The 17,816-nt window shown below is 70.4% G+C and carries 19 protein-coding genes; 14 read left to right on the top strand and 5 right to left on the bottom strand.

Features of this window, described 5'->3' with window-relative positions; genetic code table 11:
• Positions 1–11 precede the first annotated feature (11 nt).
• Positions 12–707 (top strand): helix-turn-helix transcriptional regulator, encoded by a 696-nt coding sequence (locus ACF1AJ_RS10560; RefSeq protein ID WP_391507267.1) that lies wholly within the window; start codon positions 12–14, stop codon positions 705–707.
• A gap of 84 nt (positions 708–791) precedes the next feature.
• A complete protein-coding gene (locus tag ACF1AJ_RS10555) occupies positions 792–1,172 on the top strand; it encodes a VOC family protein (protein ID WP_391507266.1) in 381 nt (126 codons plus the stop codon).
• A gap of 23 nt (positions 1,173–1,195) precedes the next feature.
• Here ACF1AJ_RS10555 and ACF1AJ_RS10550 read toward each other — a convergent pair whose 3' ends face one another.
• Complete coding sequence (locus ACF1AJ_RS10550) at positions 1,196–1,456, bottom strand: hypothetical protein (RefSeq protein ID WP_391507265.1); 261 nt, start codon at positions 1,454–1,456, stop codon at positions 1,196–1,198.
• A gap of 100 nt (positions 1,457–1,556) precedes the next feature.
• Here ACF1AJ_RS10550 and ACF1AJ_RS10545 point away from each other — a divergent pair, with 100 nt between their 5' ends.
• Positions 1,557–1,835, top strand: a complete 279-nt coding sequence (locus ACF1AJ_RS10545; protein WP_391507466.1) for a helix-turn-helix domain-containing protein — start codon at positions 1,557–1,559, stop codon at positions 1,833–1,835.
• Positions 1,836–2,031: 196 nt separating this feature from the next.
• Here ACF1AJ_RS10545 and ACF1AJ_RS10540 read toward each other — a convergent pair whose 3' ends face one another.
• On the bottom strand, positions 2,032–2,967 hold the full coding sequence (locus tag ACF1AJ_RS10540; RefSeq protein WP_391507264.1) for an NADP-dependent oxidoreductase: 936 nt from the start codon (positions 2,965–2,967) through the stop codon (positions 2,032–2,034).
• Positions 2,968–3,039: 72 nt separating this feature from the next.
• Positions 3,040–3,615, bottom strand: coding sequence for a TetR/AcrR family transcriptional regulator (locus ACF1AJ_RS10535; RefSeq protein WP_391507263.1), 576 nt, complete (start codon positions 3,613–3,615; stop codon positions 3,040–3,042).
• 289 nt (positions 3,616–3,904) lie between these two features.
• Here ACF1AJ_RS10535 and ACF1AJ_RS10530 point away from each other — a divergent pair, with 289 nt between their 5' ends.
• Positions 3,905–4,648, top strand: a complete 744-nt coding sequence (locus ACF1AJ_RS10530) for an alpha/beta hydrolase (RefSeq protein WP_391507262.1) — start codon at positions 3,905–3,907, stop codon at positions 4,646–4,648.
• 55 nt (positions 4,649–4,703) lie between these two features.
• On the opposite strand, the gene ACF1AJ_RS10525 is transcribed toward ACF1AJ_RS10530, so the two are convergent.
• On the bottom strand, positions 4,704–5,528 hold the full coding sequence (locus ACF1AJ_RS10525) for an alpha/beta hydrolase (RefSeq protein ID WP_309856260.1): 825 nt from the start codon (positions 5,526–5,528) through the stop codon (positions 4,704–4,706).
• A gap of 126 nt (positions 5,529–5,654) precedes the next feature.
• On the opposite strand from ACF1AJ_RS10525, the gene ACF1AJ_RS10520 reads away from it, so the two are divergent.
• The 10 genes from ACF1AJ_RS10520 (at position 5,655) to ACF1AJ_RS10475 (ending at position 16,727) form a co-directional block, all read left to right on the top strand.
• Positions 5,655–6,095 carry an MSMEG_6728 family protein gene (locus ACF1AJ_RS10520; RefSeq protein WP_391507261.1) on the top strand — a complete coding sequence of 147 codons (441 nt, stop codon included), beginning with the start codon at positions 5,655–5,657 and terminating at the stop codon, positions 6,093–6,095.
• A gap of 77 nt (positions 6,096–6,172) precedes the next feature.
• A complete protein-coding gene (locus ACF1AJ_RS10515; RefSeq protein ID WP_391507260.1) occupies positions 6,173–7,186 on the top strand; it encodes a LacI family DNA-binding transcriptional regulator in 1,014 nt (337 codons plus the stop codon).
• A gap of 316 nt (positions 7,187–7,502) precedes the next feature.
• Positions 7,503–8,510: a LacI family DNA-binding transcriptional regulator gene (locus tag ACF1AJ_RS10510; RefSeq protein WP_018189608.1), complete on the top strand. Its 1,008-nt coding sequence runs from the start codon at positions 7,503–7,505 to the stop codon at positions 8,508–8,510.
• A 70-nt stretch (positions 8,511–8,580) separates the two neighbouring features.
• Positions 8,581–9,831 carry an extracellular solute-binding protein gene (locus tag ACF1AJ_RS10505; RefSeq protein ID WP_391507259.1) on the top strand — a complete coding sequence of 417 codons (1,251 nt, stop codon included), beginning with the start codon at positions 8,581–8,583 and terminating at the stop codon, positions 9,829–9,831.
• 37 nt (positions 9,832–9,868) lie between these two features.
• Positions 9,869–10,840 carry a sugar ABC transporter permease gene (locus ACF1AJ_RS10500; RefSeq protein ID WP_309856272.1) on the top strand — a complete coding sequence of 324 codons (972 nt, stop codon included), beginning with the start codon at positions 9,869–9,871 and terminating at the stop codon, positions 10,838–10,840.
• Complete coding sequence (locus ACF1AJ_RS10495) at positions 10,837–11,655, top strand: carbohydrate ABC transporter permease (protein WP_309856274.1); 819 nt, start codon at positions 10,837–10,839, stop codon at positions 11,653–11,655. The genes ACF1AJ_RS10500 and ACF1AJ_RS10495 overlap by 4 nt, the downstream gene beginning before the upstream one ends.
• A 2-nt stretch (positions 11,656–11,657) precedes the next feature.
• A complete protein-coding gene (locus ACF1AJ_RS10490; RefSeq protein WP_391507258.1) occupies positions 11,658–13,373 on the top strand; it encodes an amylo-alpha-1,6-glucosidase in 1,716 nt (571 codons plus the stop codon).
• Positions 13,370–15,307, top strand: coding sequence for a glycoside hydrolase family 127 protein (locus ACF1AJ_RS10485; protein WP_391507257.1), 1,938 nt, complete (start codon positions 13,370–13,372; stop codon positions 15,305–15,307). Before ACF1AJ_RS10490 ends, ACF1AJ_RS10485 begins: the two co-directional genes overlap by 4 nt.
• Before the next feature lie 147 nt (positions 15,308–15,454).
• Positions 15,455–15,904: a hypothetical protein gene (locus ACF1AJ_RS10480; RefSeq protein WP_391507256.1), complete on the top strand. Its 450-nt coding sequence runs from the start codon at positions 15,455–15,457 to the stop codon at positions 15,902–15,904.
• A 67-nt stretch (positions 15,905–15,971) separates the two neighbouring features.
• Positions 15,972–16,727, top strand: a complete 756-nt coding sequence (locus tag ACF1AJ_RS10475; protein ID WP_391507255.1) for a phosphotransferase — start codon at positions 15,972–15,974, stop codon at positions 16,725–16,727.
• 200 nt (positions 16,728–16,927) lie between these two features.
• Here ACF1AJ_RS10475 and ACF1AJ_RS10470 read toward each other — a convergent pair whose 3' ends face one another.
• Positions 16,928–17,767 carry a helix-turn-helix domain-containing protein gene (locus tag ACF1AJ_RS10470; protein WP_391507254.1) on the bottom strand — a complete coding sequence of 280 codons (840 nt, stop codon included), beginning with the start codon at positions 17,765–17,767 and terminating at the stop codon, positions 16,928–16,930.
• Positions 17,768–17,816 lie beyond the last annotated feature (49 nt).

Raw genomic sequence — 17,816 nt, 5'->3', positions numbered from 1 at the left:
AGAGTCGACGGATGAACCGCACCGACCGGCTGTACGCCATCGTGGAAGCGCTCCGCGCCGTCGCGCCGCGACCGCTCAGCGCCAGGCGGCTGGCTGAGCGGTTCGAGGTCAGCACCCGCACCATCGAGCGCGACCTGTCGTCGCTGCAGCAGGCCGGCGTCCCCATTTGGGCGGAGCCCGGCCGGACCGGCGGCTACTGCCTCGACACCGCGCACACGCTCCCTCCGCTGGGCCTGACGGTCGAGGAGGCGCTCGCCGTCACCATCGGGCTCGGGATGCTCGCCTCCAGCCCGTTCGGCGCGGAAGCGGGGGCGGCACTCGGGAAGGTGCTCGCAGTGATGGACGGCAGCAGGGCAGAGGAGACGCGGGCCCTGGCGGCGCGCGTGCACCTGCTCCAGGGCGACCCGCCCGCGCCTGCGCCCGACGGGTTCTCGGACGCCCTCCGGGCCGGGACGGTGCTGCGCCTCCGCTACCGCGATCGTGCGGGCGCCCTGACGGAACGCGAGGTCGAGCCGCAGGGATACGTCGGCCGCGACGGGACCTGGTACCTGATCGCATGGTGCCGTACGCGCGGCGCCATCCGGGCTTTCCGCGGCGATCGGATCGTCGCCGCCGAGCCGACAGGGGAGCGGCCGCCACGGCGCGAGCTCACGGCCGCCGACCTCGACATCCCGTACGGAGACCTGCATCCGGTGTTCCAGCCCTGATCCGGAAACACCGACAGGATGTTGTCGCCGGCGCGCGTGACCATGGTTCTGCACGGGCGAACGGCCCGAGCGGAGAGGTTCATCATGGCTTTCAGCTCGATCAGGATCATTACGCACGACGTCGACCGTCTCGTGCGGTTCTACGAACTCGTCACCGGGAAGACGGCGTCGCGTCCCGCCCCGGTCTTCGCAGAGTTCCGGGAGGGGGCCGTGGCCCTCGCCATCGCCGACGTCGCGACGGTCGCCATGCTCGGCGATGACGCTCCTCGGCCGTCCAGCGGCGGGGCCGCTATCGTCGAGTTCGCGGTCGACGACGTCGACCGCGAGTTCGACCGGCTGCGGGATGCGCTCACCGACGTCGTGCTGGAGCCGACGACGATGCCGTGGGGCAACCGCTCAACGCTGTTCCGCGACCCGGACGGCACGCTCGTCAACCTGTTCTCGCGCCCGCAGCCCGCTCCCTGAGCGAGGCACGTGGCGACGCTCCGTCACCGACGGCGGCCGCGCACCTTTCCGTGAAGCCGCATCAGCCGGGGGACGACCAGGTAGACGGCCGTCGGCACGACGATGAGGGTAAGGACGAATGCGCGCAGGATCGGGTGCCAGTCCTCGGCGAACGGCGCGATGGCGTAGAAGCCGAGCGTGACCAGCGGGAAGATGGCGATCCAGGTGATCAGCGCCCTGACGTGAATGGACGGCGGTGGTGCCGAAGGCTGGATGCGTGTCGGTGCTGTCGCGGGCTGAGACATGGGCTGGGATCCTCTCGATTCGGGTCGTGCGGTCGAGGACCACGATGTCAGCACGGGCAACGCGCGACCGTGATTCGTTGCCGAAACAGCAACAGGCTGAATCTCCAAGAGCACCCTCTCGCGGCTGGAATCCGGCCAGCGCAAGCCCAGTCTGGAACTGCTGCTGCCGGTCGTCGCCGCACTTGCGATCTCGCTGGACGACATCGTCAACGCCCCGACGATCGCCGACCCGCGCCTGCAGCGGAAGGCGACCCACGCGGACGGCCGCGAGCTCACCCGCCTCTCGCAGCCGCACAGTGAGCCGCAAGCGTTCAAGATCGTCATCCCGGCCACCGAGCGGGAGCCCGCACTGCGCACCCACGACGGGTTCGAGTGGTGAGCGGATCCATCTCCGGGCCCGCTCGCGAGGGGCGGCATCGACACCGCCCGCTGACAAGCCCGCCCGCTAGGGCGGTCCGCCTCTCTTGTGCGCCGCGGCCGCTGGGTGAACGGCCAGATCATCTACGTCAACGGTGGAGCCATCTGACGCGACGATCCGCCGCCCACCCTGCGGCCACCCCGAGGCCGCCGGGCGCCTACGGGAGGGCGACCACCTTGCCGCGCAGTGTGCCCGCGGCGGCCTGCTCGTGGATGCTGCGGAGCTCCGCGAGCGGCACCCGCTGGGCGACGTCGACCCGGAGGTCGCCGCTGTCCACGAGCGAGACGAGCTCGGCGAGCTGCGCCGCGTCGCTCCGCACGAAGACGACCACGCTGCGGACATTCCGCTCCGCGTCGTCGGGGGCGGGCATCCATGCGGTCGTGCTGACCACCACGCCGCCGTCGCGCACGCGGGCCACGAGGGCGGCGAACTCGTCGGGCTCCAGCGGCGCCAGGTTGAGGAGGACGTCGACCGGTTCGGCGACCGCGTCGAGCACCGAATGCGTGGTGTGGTCGATGACCTCATCCGCCCCTGCCTCGCGGACGGCCGAGCTGCTGCGCGGGCTCGCCGTCGCGATGACGTACGCGCCGGCGCGCTTGGCGAGCTGCACGGCGTAGCCGCCAACGGTGCCGCCCGCGCCCGTGATGAGGATGCGCCCGCCGGACTCGAGTCCCGCGTCGTCGAACAGCGCCTGCCACGCGGTCAGGGCGACCGAGGGGAGCCCGGCCGCGTCGGCCAGTGGGATGGAGTGCGGCGCCCGGGCGAGCACCTCGGCGGGGGCGATGGCGTACTCGGCCGCCGAGCCGTCGGCGGTCATCGGCAGGAACCCGACGACCTCGTCGCCGACGGCGAGACCCTCGACGCCCGCGCCCAGCGCATCGACCGTGCCCGAGACGTCGTAGCCGGGGATGTGCGGCAGCGTGATCGGGATGGGCAGGCTGCCCGCGCGGATGCCGTTGTCCGCGGGATTGAACCCCGAGCCGGCCACGCGGAGCCGCACCTCGCCCGCGCCGGGGACGGGGAGTTCGGCATCCTCGTAGCGGAGCACGTCCGGTCCGCCGGTCTCGTGGAAACGGATTGCCTTCATGGTCATGTCTTCCTCTCAGCATGGTCGCGGCACCCGTCCTCGGCGTCGCACTCCCATCAAGCGGAGGAAATCATCCGTTTATTCCCGAGTAGTGGAAGAGATCCCGCGCAAGAAGATCGCCCGCTGCTCCTCGGCGGCCCGCGGCCAGTCGGGGACATTAGGCATCGGCTGCGCGAGCATCGCTCCGAAACGAACCACCGTGCCGGCGTCGACCTCCGGCCGGACGGTGCCGTCCGCGTGCCCGCGCGCGACGATGGCGGCCATCGTCTTCTGCATCCGGCCGCGCAGCTCGGCGGACTCCGTCCCCTCGGTCATCGGTCCGCCGTGGAGGGGGAGCACCAGCTGCTCGCGGTGCTCGAACGACTGCCGCAGGAAGCGGGCGATCGCATCCAGGCCCGTCTCGCCGGACGCGAGCGCGTCCTCCGCTTCGGCGAGGATCAGGCGGTAGGCGCGCACGGCCATCGCCTCCAGCAGCGCCTCCCGGTTCGGGTAGCGGCGGTACAGCGTGCCGATTCCGACACCGGCGTCGGCCGCGATCCTCTCGAGCGGGACGAATCTGCCCTCGGCGAGCCCGGAGCGGATGGCCGCCGCGATCAGACGGTCGGCGTTCTCCGCCGCATCCCTTCTCAGCTTTTTCGGCTCGCTGCCCGCCATGACCTGCCCTCGGATCCACTCGACGTCGTCGCCCCACGATAGATGCCCGCCGCCTCCCAATCCGTTGAGTTGTCCCAACACGCCGTCCGTTCGCACAGGCTTACGGCGTGTTGTGTCAACTCAGGACCCACCCTGCCAGGCAGGCGCCTGCTACGCTTTCGGCGTCCGTGCAGCAGATCGAGGAGGTGATACCCATGAGCGAAACGACGTGGGTGCTCTTCTCTGAGGACACGGTCGGGCGATAGGTCGTCCGGGAGCGCCCTTCAGGCACTCCACGAAAGGCACGACCATGCACTTCGACTTCACTTCAGCACCACACCTCGCCGCCGGCGCCACCGAGCGCCGCTTCACCCTCGGCGGAATCCCGGGCATCCTGTGGACGCCCGCCTCCGCATCGCCCTCTGCACCCGTCCCGCTGATCCTGCTGGGGCACCCCGGCGGTCTCGAGCAGATGTACCCGCGTCTGGCCGGGCGGGCGCGACGAGCCGCAGCCGACGGCTTCGCCTCGCTCACCATCGAACTGCCCGGAACGGGTGACCGCGCGCCGTCGGCGGTGACGGAGGAGGCGCGCGCCGAACTCCGGCGCACGCTGGCGGCCGGGGAGCCGGTCGGTCCCGACCTCGTCGACCGGCTCGTCCTCCCGCTCGTCGAGGGGGCGGTCCCGGAATGGCGGTCGGCGGTGGATGCGGCGCTCGCGCTGCCGGAGATCGGCGGTCCGGTCGGGTACTCCGGCGGCTTCATCTCGATCGGCGTCCGGCTGGCGCTCACCGAGCCACGAGTGGTCGCGGCCGGACTCTTCGCCGGCAGCTACATCCCGTCCGTCATCCAGGAGGAAGCGCGGCAGGTCACCATCCCGCTGCACGTGCTTCTGCAGTGGGACGACGAGGGCAATGATCGGCAAGCAGCCCTCGACCTCTTCGACGCGTTCGGCTCGGCGGAGAAGACGTTGCAGGCGAACCTCGGCGGCCACCGCGGTGTTCCCGCGTTCGCGGGCGAGGACGCGGCACGGTTCTTCGCCCGGCACCTGCGCTGACGAAACGGGCCACCCGTCGCACGGCGGGTGGCCCGGTCCGTCTCGTCGGCGGTCGCTACGACTGGAGCCACTCCAGCAGGTCGGCGTTGATCGTCTCCGCCTGCGTGGTCGGCATCCCGTGCGGGAAGCCCGGGTACGACTTCAGCGTGCCGTTCTGGACGAGCTTCGCCGACAGGGGGCCGGAGTCGGCGTACGGCACGATCTGGTCGTCCTCGCCGTGCATGACGAGCACCGGCACCGAGATCTTCTTGAGATCCTCGGTGAAGTCCGTCTGCGAGAACGCGACGATCCCGTCGTAGTGCGCCTTCGCGCCGCCCATCATGCCCTGGCGCCACCAGTTCTCGATGATCGCCTCGGACGACTCCACCCCGGGGCGGTTGAAGCCGTAGAACGGGCCCGACGGCAGGGCTCGGTAGAACTCCGACCGGTTCTTGGCGAGCTGCGCCTGCAGGTCGTCGAAGACGCTCTTCGGCAGACCGCCGGGGTTGTTCTCGGTCTGCACCATGATCGGCGGAACGGCGCTGATCAGCACCGCCCGGGCGACCCGGTCCTCGCCGTAGGTGGCGATGTAGTGCGCGACCTCGCCTCCACCGGTCGAGTGGCCGACGTGGATGGCGTCGTGCAGGTCGAGCGCCTCGACCACGGCGCGCAGGTCGGCGGCGTAGTGGTCCATGTCGTGCCCGTCGCCGGTCTGCGTGGAACGCCCGTGCCCGCGGCGGTCATGGGCCACGACGCGGTAGCCGTGCTGCAAGAAGAACAGCAGCTGCGTGTCCCAGTCGTCGGCCGAGAGCGGCCAGCCGTGGCTGAAGACGATGGGTTGACCGGTTCCCCAGTCCTTGTAGTAGATCTCGATGCCATCTGACGTGGTGACAGTGCCCATGGTTCCCTCCGGGAGTGGCGAAGCGGGGTGCTGTGGGAACGGTGCTGCGGAACGGTCGGCGCTCTCTCAACCTAGCTGCCGAACGGGACGGATCGCCAGGGGTGTCATGCGGGTACCGTTGCGGGCGTGCAGACCTTCCTGCCCTATCCATCCTTCGCCCGGAGCGTCCGCGTGCTCGACCGCGCACGTATGGGGAAGCAGCGCGTCGAGGCGCTGCAGGTGCTGCGTGCGATCACTGTGCCCGGGTACGGCTGGCGCCACCATCCCGTCGCGAAGATGTGGCGCGGATACCTCCCCGCTCTGACGAAGTACGCGCTCGAGTCGACGGACGCGTGGATCGAGCTGGGGCACGCCGACACCGTGCGGCCGCAGGTGCTGGCGTTCGCGCCGGAGGTCGAGGCGCTCTCGCAGGAGGACCTGGAGCTGCCGCCGTGGATCGGCGACCCGGAGTTCCACCGCAGCCATCAGTCCAACCTCGTCCGCAAGGACGCCGAGTTCTATGGGCCGCTCTTTCCGGGGGTGCCGGACGACCTGCCCTACGTCTGGCCGGGTCCGACGCGGGAGTGAGCCGACGCGACCGGCTTCGAATCGGTTCGATTCCCCTCGCCGTGTGAGAATTGACACGGCGAACGGCTGGAGGGGCGATGGCGGCGACGATCCGGGATGTGGCACGGGTCGCGGGGGTGACCCCGAGCACGGTGTCGTACGCGCTGTCGGGCAAGCGCGCCATCTCCGAGGAGACGCGGGAGCGCATCCAGCGGGCCATCGTCGAGCTCGATTTCACGCCCAACGCCGGCGCCCGCGCGCTAGCCCTCTCGCAGACGAACGTGCTCGGGCTGTTCCTGCAGTTCCAGGAGGACGAGTTCGCGCCCGCGATGCTGCAGTACGTGCTGCCGGTGTCGACGACGGCCCGCAATCACGGGTTCGACCTGCTCATGGTGACCGACCCGGACGTGGATGCGGCCATCCGTCGCACGACGTCGTCGGCGATGGTGGACGGTGTGGTCCTCCTCGACGTCACCTACGACGACCCGCGCCTGGAACCGCTGCGGCAGACGCGTCAGCCCGCCGCACTCATCGGCTATGCGAAGAACGCCGAGGGCTTCGACGCTGTGGACCTCGACTTCGGCGAGGCGGCACGGAACGCGCTCGATCATCTGCACGGCCTCGGGCACAGGGAGGTCGTGCTCGTCACCCCGCCACGGCACGTGTCGGAGCGCGGCGGCTCGTACGCCTGGCGGTTCAGTGATGCGGCGGCGGAGCGGGCCGCGCGCCACGGCATGCAGCTGCACATCGTGGAGGGCGAGTCGCGCCAGCCGGCTCTCGGGCAGGCCGTCACGGCCGCGCTCGACCGCTATCCGTCCGCGACCGCTCTCGTCGTCCACAACGACGCCACCATTGCCGCTCTGCCGTCGCTGCTGCACGAGCGCGGGATCTCGGTGCCGGACGACCTCTCCGTCGTCGGCATGTTCTCGGCCGAGTTCGGGACGGCGTTCTCGCTGCCCTACACCTCCGTCGACACGCGTCCGGAGCTTCTGGGGGAGTGGGCGGTGTCCCGCCTCGTGGAGCGCATCGCCGATCCCGAGGGCGCTGAGGCGCCGCAGGTGCGGCTGATCGAGCCGGGGTTCGTCGACCGGGGCAGTACGCGCGCGCTCTGAGCCGCATCCTGTCCCTCTCCCGCCGCGCACATTCGTGCCGAATGTGCGTTTCGCGCGCCTCTTTCCGCACATTCGTGCCGAATCCCCGCCCCCGTGGGCGGCGACGAGTGTCGAAGCGGTTCGGAAGCGTGGCGGATCGGCCCCAGAGAGGGGGTGAGACGGCGGGTTGGGAGGCGGATTCAAGGGGTTTGCGCGGCGAATCGTGCGGTAGCGAAGCGGTTCGACTTGTGCAGCACGCCCGAGCGCGCTATCTTCATCGAAGCGGTTCGACAGCAGTCGGGCCGGGGTCTTCCCGATGGAGCGAAGGAGGGGCGCGATGGCCGTCACCATCACCGACGTGGCACGTGCAGCCGGCGTCTCCACGAGCACCGTCTCGTACGCCCTCTCCGGCAAGCGCTCTATCTCCCCGGACACCCGCCGCCGCATCGACGAGGCGATCACGAACCTCGGCTTCATCGTCAATGCGGGCGCCCGCGCGCTCGCCACCTCGCAGACGATGGTCATCGGCTTGCTCACGCAGTTCCATGCCGACGAGTTCGCCCCCGCCATGCTCGAGTACATCCTCCCGGTGTCCGACACGGCCCGCGAGCTCGGCTACGACATCCTGCTCGTCACCGAACTCGACAGCGTCGCCGCGCTGCGCCGGGTCACCAGCTCCGGGATGGTCGACGGCGTCGTGCTGCTCGACGTCGTCCACGAGGACCCGCGCCTGGCTACCCTCCGTGACGCCGCGCAGCCCGGAGCCCTGGTCGGCCTCCCGAAGCACACCGAGGGCCTCGACGTCTTCGACCTCGACTTCGGCGAGTCCGCCCGCATGCTGGTCGACCACCTCTACGCGCGCGGCCACCGCGAGATCATCGTCGTGTCGCCCCCGCTCCACGTCTTCGAGCGCGGCGGCGCCTACGGCTGGCGGTTCCGGGATGCGGCCCTCGAGCGCGCCGCCCGTTACGGCCTGCAGATGCACCCGTACTACGGCGAGGCGCGGCAGCCCGAGATCGGCCGGAGCATCAACGCCATGCTCGACGCCCGGCCCACCGCGACCGCACTTATCGTCCACAACGACGCCACGATCGCGGCGCTGCCCTCGGTGCTCACCGCGCGCGGCGTCAGCACGCCCGACGACCTCTCGGTCGTCAGCCTCTACGCGAAAGACTTCGGCCGAGCGTTCTCGCTGCCCTACACGGCGGTCGAGAGCTCACCCGATGAGCTGGGCCGCTCCGCGGTCCGGCAGCTCGTCCGGCGGATCACCTCTCCCGATCTCGCCGGTCCGGCGGTGACGAGATTCGTCGCCCCCGAAATAACCGACCGTGGGAGCACCCGATGAACCGCCCCACGCAGCACGCTCAGCACCCCCGGCCGGACTCGCCCCAGTGCACGATTCAAGGAGGAATACTGTGATCACCAAGAAGACCTCGCGCCTGCTCGGCGCAGCGGTCGTCGCCGCGGCGGTCGTCGCCGGCGTCGCCGCCTGCTCGGGCTCGGGCTCCGGCTCGAGCGGAAGCGCCGGAGGAACCTACACGTTCTGGGACCCGTACCCGCAGTTCGACGCATCGGCCGACTGGACGAAGCTCGTCGAGCAGTGCGGAACGGAGGCCGGAGTGACGGTGAAGCGCACCGGCTACGACACCAGCGACCTGACCAACAAGGCGCTGCTCGCCGGGCAGCAGGGCAGCTCCCCCGACCTGCTGCTCGTCGACAACCCGGTCGTCTCGACGCTGGCCGAGGCCGGCATCCTGACCACGACGTCCGAGAACAAGCTCGACACGTCCGACATCCAGAAGAACATCCTGGCCGCCGGTCAGCTGGACGGGAAGACGTACGGCGTGCCGATCGGGGCCAACACCCTGGCGCTCTACTACAACAAGGCCGTGCTCTCGGCTGCCGGTGTGGACGCGAGCTCGATCAAGGACTGGTCGACGCTCACCGACGCTCTCGCCAAGGTCACCGCCGCCGGCAAGAAGGGCATCACCTTCTCGGCGATCGGGACGGAGGAGGGCAGCTTCCAGTTCCTCCCCTGGTTCTGGGGCTCCGGCGCCGACCTGAAGAAGCTGGATTCGGACAAGGCCGAGAAGGCGCTGACGCTGTGGACCGACTGGGTCAAGAAGGGCTACGCCCCCAACTCGGTGATCAACAACACGCAGACGACGTCGTGGCAGGAGTTCGCCACCGGTGACTTCGCTTTCGGTGAGAACGGCACCTGGCAGCTGGGCAACGTGAAGAAGGCCGGGATCGACTACGGCATCCTTAGCATCCCGGCGATGGATGGGGGAGCGGCTCCCGCTCCGACCGGCGGCGAGTTCATGACGCTGCCCGTCCAGAAGGACACCGCCCGCTACGCCACCTCGAAGAAGATCGCCGAGTGCCTCACCAGCACCAAGAGCTTCGTGAAGACTGACACCACGCTCTCCTACATCGCCCCCACGGAGGCGGCGCAGAAGGAGCAGGTCGCCGCGAACCCGGAGCTGCAGCCCTGGGTCGACGCCGTCGCCGCGGCGAAGGGCCGCACCAGCGACAACCTCGGAACGAAGTACCCGAAGATCTCCAAGGAGCTCTGGACCGCGGTCCAGAACGCCCTCAGCGGAGCGCAGTCGCCCGCGGACGCCCTGAAGGCGGCCCAGACGGCAGCGGCCGCAGCCACCAAGTAGCCCGAGCACGACCAGCAACGCAACTGAGGAAACACCGATGACGACAACTCAGACAGCGTCGCGCGGCACGGCCACGGACGCGGGTGGGACGGTGCGAGCCGCCGTCCCACCCGCGCCCCGGCGCCGGCGCAGGCGCGGCTCGTGGACGGCGTGGGCGTTCCTCGCCCCCGTCGTGATCTACCTGGTCGTGTTCTACGCGTGGCCGCTCTACCGCAACGTCGAGCTCAGCGTCCGCGACTACACCGTCCGGTCGTTTGTGATGGGCGACGCCCCGTTCGTCGGCTTCGACAACTACATCAAGGTGCTGCAGGATCCGACCTTCGGGCCGGCGTTCTGGCACACCGCCGTCTTCACCCTGGTCTCGATCGCGTTCCAGTTCACGATCGGGCTGGCGCTGGCGGTGTTCTTCCACCAGAACTTCCGCCTCTCCGCGACGCTGCGCGCCCTCTTCCTGGTGCCGTGGCTGCTCCCGCTGATCGTCTCCGCCTCCACCTGGTCGTGGATGCTGAACAGCGACTCCGGCGTCGTCAACGCGGCGCTCGAGGCGTTCGGCCTGCCCGGGATCAACTGGCTGACCTCGCCGGACTGGGCGCTGACCAGCGTCATCATCGCGAACATCTGGATCGGCATCCCCTTCAACCTGGTCATCCTCTACTCGGGCCTGCAGAACATCCCGCAGGAGCTGTACGAGGCGGCGTCGATCGACGGGGCCAACGGCTGGCAGCGCTTCTGGCGCGTGACCTTCCCACTGCTCCGGCCGGTGTCGGCGATCACCCTGCTGCTCGGGCTGATCTACACGCTCAAGGTGTTCGACATCATCTGGATCATGACGCGCGGCGGCCCCGGAACGGCCTCCACGACGTTCGCGACCTGGTCGTACCAACTCGGGTTCGCCTCGACCCTGCCGGACTTCAGCCCGGCGGCGGCGGTCGGCAACATGCTGATCATCCTCGCGCTCGTCTTCGGCTTCGTGTACATCCGCACCCAGAGGAAGCAGGACCTCGCATGAACGGCAAGCGGCCCTGGTGGAAGACCGTCGTCGGCGTCGTGCTGACGCTGGTGATGCTCTTCCCCGTCTACTGGATGATCAACGTCTCGCTGACCCCGACGAGCCTGATGCGGAAGAGCCCGCCGGACCTGTTCCCCATCCACGCCACGTTCGAGGGCTACCAGGCCGTGCTCGACCAGCAGCTGCCGTACCTCGGCACGAGCCTGCTGGTCGGTCTCGGCACCGTGATCCTCACGGTCGCGATCTCGGCTCCGGCTGCGTACTCGCTGGCGAAGCTGCGTCCGCGGGGCCGCGGCGTGCTCAACTTCCTGCTGCTCATCGCGCAGATGATCCCGGGGATCATCATGGCGATGGGGTTCTACGCGATCTACCTCAATCTCGGCATCCTGAACACGCTGTGGGGCCTGATCATCGCGGACTCGACGCTGGCCGTGCCGTTCGGCGTGCTGATCTTCAGCGCCTTCATGTCCGGCATCCCCGACGAACTGATGAACGCCGCGAAGATCGACGGCGCCAGCACGTGGCGCACGTTCCGCTCGATCGTTCTGCCGGTGAGCCGTAACTCCATCGTCACGGTGTCGCTGTTCGCGTTCCTCTGGGCGTGGTCCGACTTCGTCTTCTCGTCGACGCTGAACAGCGGCGGCGCGCTGCAGACGATCACACTCGGCATCTACAAGTACATCGGCAACAACAACCAGGAGTGGAACGCCATCATGGCGACCGCCGTGGTCGCGTCGGTGCCCGCCGCCGTGCTGCTCGTGCTCGCGCAACGCTACGTCGCCGCCGGTGTCACCGCCGGGGCCGTGAAGGACTGACCGTGACGAACCTCAGCACCATCGCGTCGACCGACGTCGCCGTCGACCTGGCCGAGATCCCGTTCTCCCTCCGGGGCAGCTGGCTCGACATCTCTCCGGTGATCGGCACGCACCAGGTCTCGGACGACCTCCATCTCGTCAGCCATGTCACCGGGATGCACGCCGTGCTCCGGCTCACGCCGGTAGCGCCCGCCGCCACCGCGGCCCGTGTCGAGGCCACCGCCTCCCGCGTCGCCTGGACCGCGGGCGACGGGCTCGTGGAGGCCGTGTTCGAGCATCCCGGAGCCGTACGCTTCCGCGGCCGGGGGCTCGGGATGCGGTTCGCCGCCTCCGACGAGCTGACCCCGTTCACGGGCGGTTACCTGTTCACCGACCCGGTCGACGGCGCCATCACGCTGACCAGCTACGAGACCGGCCGGCGCTACCGCTTCACTGTCCTGACCGGTTCGGCGCAGGTCGTCGGCGACGGGCTGCTCGGCAGCGGACCCCGGGAGGTCGCGTTCGGTGCGGACGACCCGTGGGAGGTCCGGCTGGAGCAGACCGAGGCGGGCCTCCGTCCACTCGACGCCACGGCATCCTTCGACGACCTGGTGCGGCACCGCCGGGCAGAGTTCGCCGCATACTGCTCCGGGCTGCTGGCCGGGACGGAGGCGACGCCCACCGCGGTGAAGGCCGCGTACGTGCTCTGGTCGGCCACCGTCGAGCCCGGCGGCTTCGTCGGTCGGGAAGCGGTGCTCATGTCGAAGCACTGGATGGACAAGGTGTGGTCGTGGGACCACTGCTTCAACGCCCTCGCGCTCGCACCGCTCGACGCAGAGGCCGCCCTCGACCAGTTCCTCCTGCCCTTCGACCATCAGGATGCGGGCGGAGCGCTGCCGGACTCGGTCACGCACTCCGAGGTGCTCTACAACTTCGTGAAGCCGCCCATCCACGGCTGGGCGTTCCGGCTCCTGCGCGAGCGCGTCTCCGCACCCTTCGACGACGGCGCGCTGCGCCTGGTGTATCGGAGGCTCTCGGCGTGGACGCGGTTCTGGCTCGACAGCCGCCGCGCACCCGGCCACGCGCTCCCGTACTACCAGCACGGCAACGACAGCGGGTGGGACAACTCCACGCTCTTTGACCGGGATCGGGTGGTCGAGTCGCCCGACCTCGCCGCGTTCCTCATCCTGCAGCTGCATGAGCTGGGCCGTCTCGCGGTCGAGCTCGGAGAGTCCGCGGCCGAGTGGGAGGAGGAGCGCATCGCGATCGAGCGGGCGCTGTTCGACCAGCTGTGGGCGGGCGGCCACTTCGTCGCCCGGTCGGTGGCCTCGGGGCGGCCGTCCACCTCCACGAGTCTGCTCGGCACGCTGCCGATCGTGCTCGGAGACCGCCTTCCCGCCGACATCGCGTCCGCGCTCGCCGCCGCCGTCGAGGCCCACCTCACACCGTGGGGACCGGCGACCGAGCTGCCCGGCTCGCCGCACTACACCGCCGACGGCTACTGGCGCGGACCGGTCTGGGCGCCGAGCACCCACCTCATCGTCGACGGTCTTCGTCGCGCCGGGCACGGCGAGCTGGCGGACCGGGTCGCGGACGCGTTCCTCGCCGCCTGCGAGCGCTCCGGATTCGCCGAGAATTTCGACGCGCTGACCGGCGACGGCCTGCGCGACCGCGCCTACACCTGGACGGCCGCGGTCTACCTGCTGCTCGCCGCCCACCGATCTTCGGGAGAACGATGACCCTCACCTCGACTGCCCTGCTCACGGGGGGACCGGTGGTCCCCTCCCGCAACCTCCTCCGACCGCTCGGGCCGGACGAGGTGCGCATATCGGGCGGGTTCTGGGCCGACAAGCAGCAGCTGAACGCGACCGTCATCCTCGACCACTGCGAGACGTGGATGGAGCGGATCGGGTGGATCGGCAACTTCGACCGTGCCGCGGCGGGCGCGGTCGCCGAGCACCATGACGGGATCGAGTTCGTCGACTCGGAGGTCTACAAGCTGCTGGAGGCGATGGCCTGGGAGCTCGGCCGTCGTCCCGATGCCGCGCTCGAGGAGCGCTACTCGGCCCTCGTGGCCCGGGTCGCCGCCGCGCAGGAGCCCGACGGCTACCTGCACACCGCTTTCGGCCGTCCCGGTCAGCGTCCGCGGTACAGCGACCTGGAGTGGGGGCACGAGCTGTACTGCTTCGGCCACCTCTTCCAGGCGGCCGTCGCGCGCGCCAGGAGCGGGCATCCCGACGACGTGCTCGTCCGGACCGCCCGGCGGCTGGCCGACCACATCGAGCGCGAGTTCGGCGAGGGCGGCCGGGATGCGATCTGCGGTCACCCGGAGATCGAGCCGGCGCTGGTCGAGCTGGGCCGTGCCCTCGGCGAGCAGCGCTACATCGAGCTGGCGCGCATCTTCGTGGAGCGGCGCGGCCGGAGGACCCTCGCCACGACTCTGTTCCAGGGCAGCGACTACTTCCTGGACGACGTGCCGGTGCGCGACGCGAGAGTGCTGCGCGGGCATGCGGTCCGTGCGGCGTACTTCACGGCTGGTGCGGCCGACGTCGCCGTCGAGACCGGCGACGACGGCCTGCTCGCCGCGGTGAAGAACCAGTGGCGGCGAACGGTCGCGCACCGCACCTATCTCACGGGCGGCATCGGCTCGCACCACCAGAACGAGGAGTTCGGCGCAGACGACGAACTGCCGCCGGATCGCGCCTACGCCGAGACCTGTGCCGCGATCGGCTCCGTCATGGTCAGCTGGCGGCTGCTCCTGCAGACCGCCGACCCCGCACATGCCGACCTCATCGAGCGGACCCTCCTCAACGCGGTGCTCGTCTCTCCGCGCGAGGACGGCCGCGCGTTCTACTACGCCAACACCCTGCACCAGCGCGAGCTGGCGTCGGAGACGCACGACGACGAGCTGAGCGAGCGCGCAGAGGCGAACCTCCGGGCGCCCTGGTTCGAGGTGTCCTGCTGCCCGACGAACGTCGCCCGCACGCTCGCGAGCGTGGGCGCATACTTCGCGACGGCCGACGACGACGGCGTTCAATTCCACCAGTACGCGGATCTGGATGTGGACACGGCCCTCCCGGACGGCAGACACGTCTCGCTCGCCGTGCGCACCGGCTACCCCTTCGACGGTCGAGTGGTGGTCTCGGTGGCCGAAGCGTCGGACTTCACCCTGAGCCTGCGCATCCCCGCCTGGTCCCGCGGCCGGGCGCGCGCGACCCTGAACGGCGAACCCCTCCCGGTCGACGGCGACACCCTGCGTCTGCGCCGCGCCTTCGCTCCGGGCGACGAGCTGGTGCTCGACCTCGACACCTCCCCGCGGTTCACCGTCGCACCCGACGCGGTCGACGCGGTGCGCGGGACGGTGGCGGTCGAGCGCGGGCCGCTCGTCCTGTGCCTCGAGTCGGTCGATCTCCCCGACGCCGCAGCGTTCGATCGCGTGCGGATCGACACGGGTGCCGCTCCGACGCCGACCGCCGACGGCGCATCCGTGCGACTCGTCGTGGAGGAGGGGCAGCAGTCGGAGAGTGGCGACGGTTCGTGGCCGTACCGTCGGCTCGATGCCGGCGCGCCCGTCCCATTCGGTCGGCCCGTCACTGCCGACCTGGTTCCCTACGCCCACTGGGCGAACCGCGGACCGAGCCTGATGCGGGTGTGGATCCCCGCCGCAGGCTGACGACGCTCGGCTGCCGGCGAGTCATCGGGGCCGGCAGCCGAGTCCCTTTCCTTCCGGGTTCCTGAGTTTCTCCGGACCGGGTGCATCCGATCGCGCCTCCTCTCCGAATGCACTGCGAGAGCACACGCGGTTCGTGAGAGCGGAAGGGTGTCGATCGTGCGAGTCGTCGAGGCGCACATCGCTGCGGCGGTGCATGAGTTCTTTGCACAGTCCTGGGTGCTGCTGCTCGCCGGCCGCGTGACCACCCGCGGCCGGAGGGAGTTCCGGGGCCGCCTGACCGGGCGCGTGACGCTGAAGGACGGCAGCGCTCTCGACGTCAGTGCGTTGCCGGAGGGCGACGTGTACGCGCTCCTCGTCGCCCGCGGAGCACCGGACGCCTGCGTGCTGGTCAAGGACGGACTCGTGGAGGACGAGATCACGACGCTCACGTCCGCCCTGCACCGCGTCTACCTCTCGCAGGAGGGCGCGCTGATCTCCTGCATCCCCGGCCGCCTGGGCCTGCTGCAATCCGACGGCGGACGCACCCGGCGGCTGCTTGACGCGGCCCCCCCGTCCGCCGCGGCGGAAGCAGGCGGATGGCAACGCGCCTCGGCGTGAAGTGCGGCGGGCGTCACCACCTCGGGGGCGTTCGCTGCGGTTTCCCCACCGCGACTAGCCTCTCCCTGTGGATGAGGAAGAGGCGCTTGCTGGAGGAAACGCCGGGGGCACTGTCGTGCGCATCGGCGACACCGTCCGCAAGCCGTGGACGGCGGCGACGCCGAGCGTCGTGTCGTTCGTGGAGCACCTGCGCGAGGCCGGTGTGGATACGCCGGCGCCGCTTGGCCGCGACGAGGAGGGTCGTCAGGTCCAGGAGTTCGTGCCCGGGCGTCTGGCAATGGATGCGGACCCGCTCTCCCTGTCCGGGTTGCGTCGGGTCGGGGCGATGGTCCGCTCCATCCACAACGCGAGTGCCGGGTTCGTCCCGCCGCCGGACGCGGTCTGGGACACGGCCATCCCCGCGCCCGCGGCCGACCTCGTCTGCCACAACGACCTGGCGCCCTGGAACCTGATCGTCGGAGAGCGCTGGGTGTTCATCGACTGGGACGCCTCCGCCCCCAGCACCCGCCTCTGGGATCTGGCCTACGCGGCGCAGGCGTTCACGCTGAACGACCCGGGTCGCGCGGCCGAAGAGGCAGCGGAGGCCTTGGCGGCCTTCGTCGACGGGTACGGCGCCGACGAAGAGCTGCGCGACCGCCTCCCGAGCGAGATGGGGCGCCGGACTCAGGCGATGCACGACCTGCTCCACTCGTCGAGCCTGGCGGGGCGGGAGCCGTGGGCGTCGATGTTCCAGACCGGGCACGGAGCGCACTGGCAGGCGGTGACCCGGTATGTCGCCGCGCACCGCGAGGTGTGGGCGCGCGCCCTCGAGGCCGCTCGCTAGCGTCGGTAAAAGTGCCCCGAATCTCCGACCCACCGCGGTGGGGATGGAGATTCCGGCCGCGCGCGCCGAAATCTCCCACGGGAGCGGGGCGCGAGATTCGTGCCGAATGTGCGCTTTCAGCGCCGCAAAGCGCACATTCGTGCCGAATCTGCGCCTTCGCCGCGCGGGGGGTGGGGGAGCGGGCCGGTCAGGGCGCGGGGTCAGCGAGCGGGGGCGAACCGCTCCACGCCGGCGACGCGCAGCAGGTCGAGCTTGGCCGCGTCCTCGCTGCCAGGCACCGCGGTGTAGACGACGATGCGCAGGTCTCCGTCGGGCACGGTGAGCACGTCGCAGTCGACGGTGATCGGCCCGACGATCGTCTCGGTCATCGTCTTGCGGCTGGAACGGTGCGCGGCCACGCGTGCGGTGGCCCAGCGGCGCTCGAAGTCCGGGGATGCGGCCCGTAGCCGGGCGATCAGACGGTCGAGGTCGCGGTCGGCCGGGTAGCGGCCGTGCGCCTGGCGGAGCTCTGCGACCAGGTCGGCGGAGAACTCCTCCGCGTGCACGTCGTCGAACTCGACGCCGGAATGCCCGTGGGTGAAGTGCCGCCACACCAGGTTGCGGTCGAGTCCCGTGACCTCCGACGGATCCTTGAGCAGCGCCGCCCACAACGGGTTCCAGACGAGGAAATCCCACGACGCCGTGAACACCGCGAGGGGCACATCCCCGATCCGGTCGAGGATGCGCTGCACGCCGGGCGTGAGATGCCTCGGGATGCTGCCCGCCGGCGACGACGCCGCACCGGCCACGCGGAACAGGTGGTCGCGTTCCTCGGCGGAGAGCCGCAGAGCGCGGGCGAGCGCGCTGAGGAGCTGCGGCGACGGATTCGTCGCGCGGCCCTGCTCCAGGCGCACGATGTAGTCGACGCTCACCCCGGCGAGGGCGGCGAGCTCCTCCCGGCGCAGCCCCGGGGTCCTTCGGCCCGGGCCGGCCGGCAGCCCGACCTCGGCCGGGTCGACGCGGTCGCGCCACGACCGCAGCACCGCCGCGAACTCGCTCATGGGCTCATCGTACGTCCGGTCGCGCGCGCGATCCTGGTACTGCCGGTAC

This window comes from Leifsonia sp. NPDC014704 (assembly GCF_043083605.1).
GTDB lineage: Bacteria > Actinomycetota > Actinomycetes > Actinomycetales > Microbacteriaceae > Leifsonia.
This window is presented reverse-complemented; position numbering and strand designations above follow the sequence as displayed.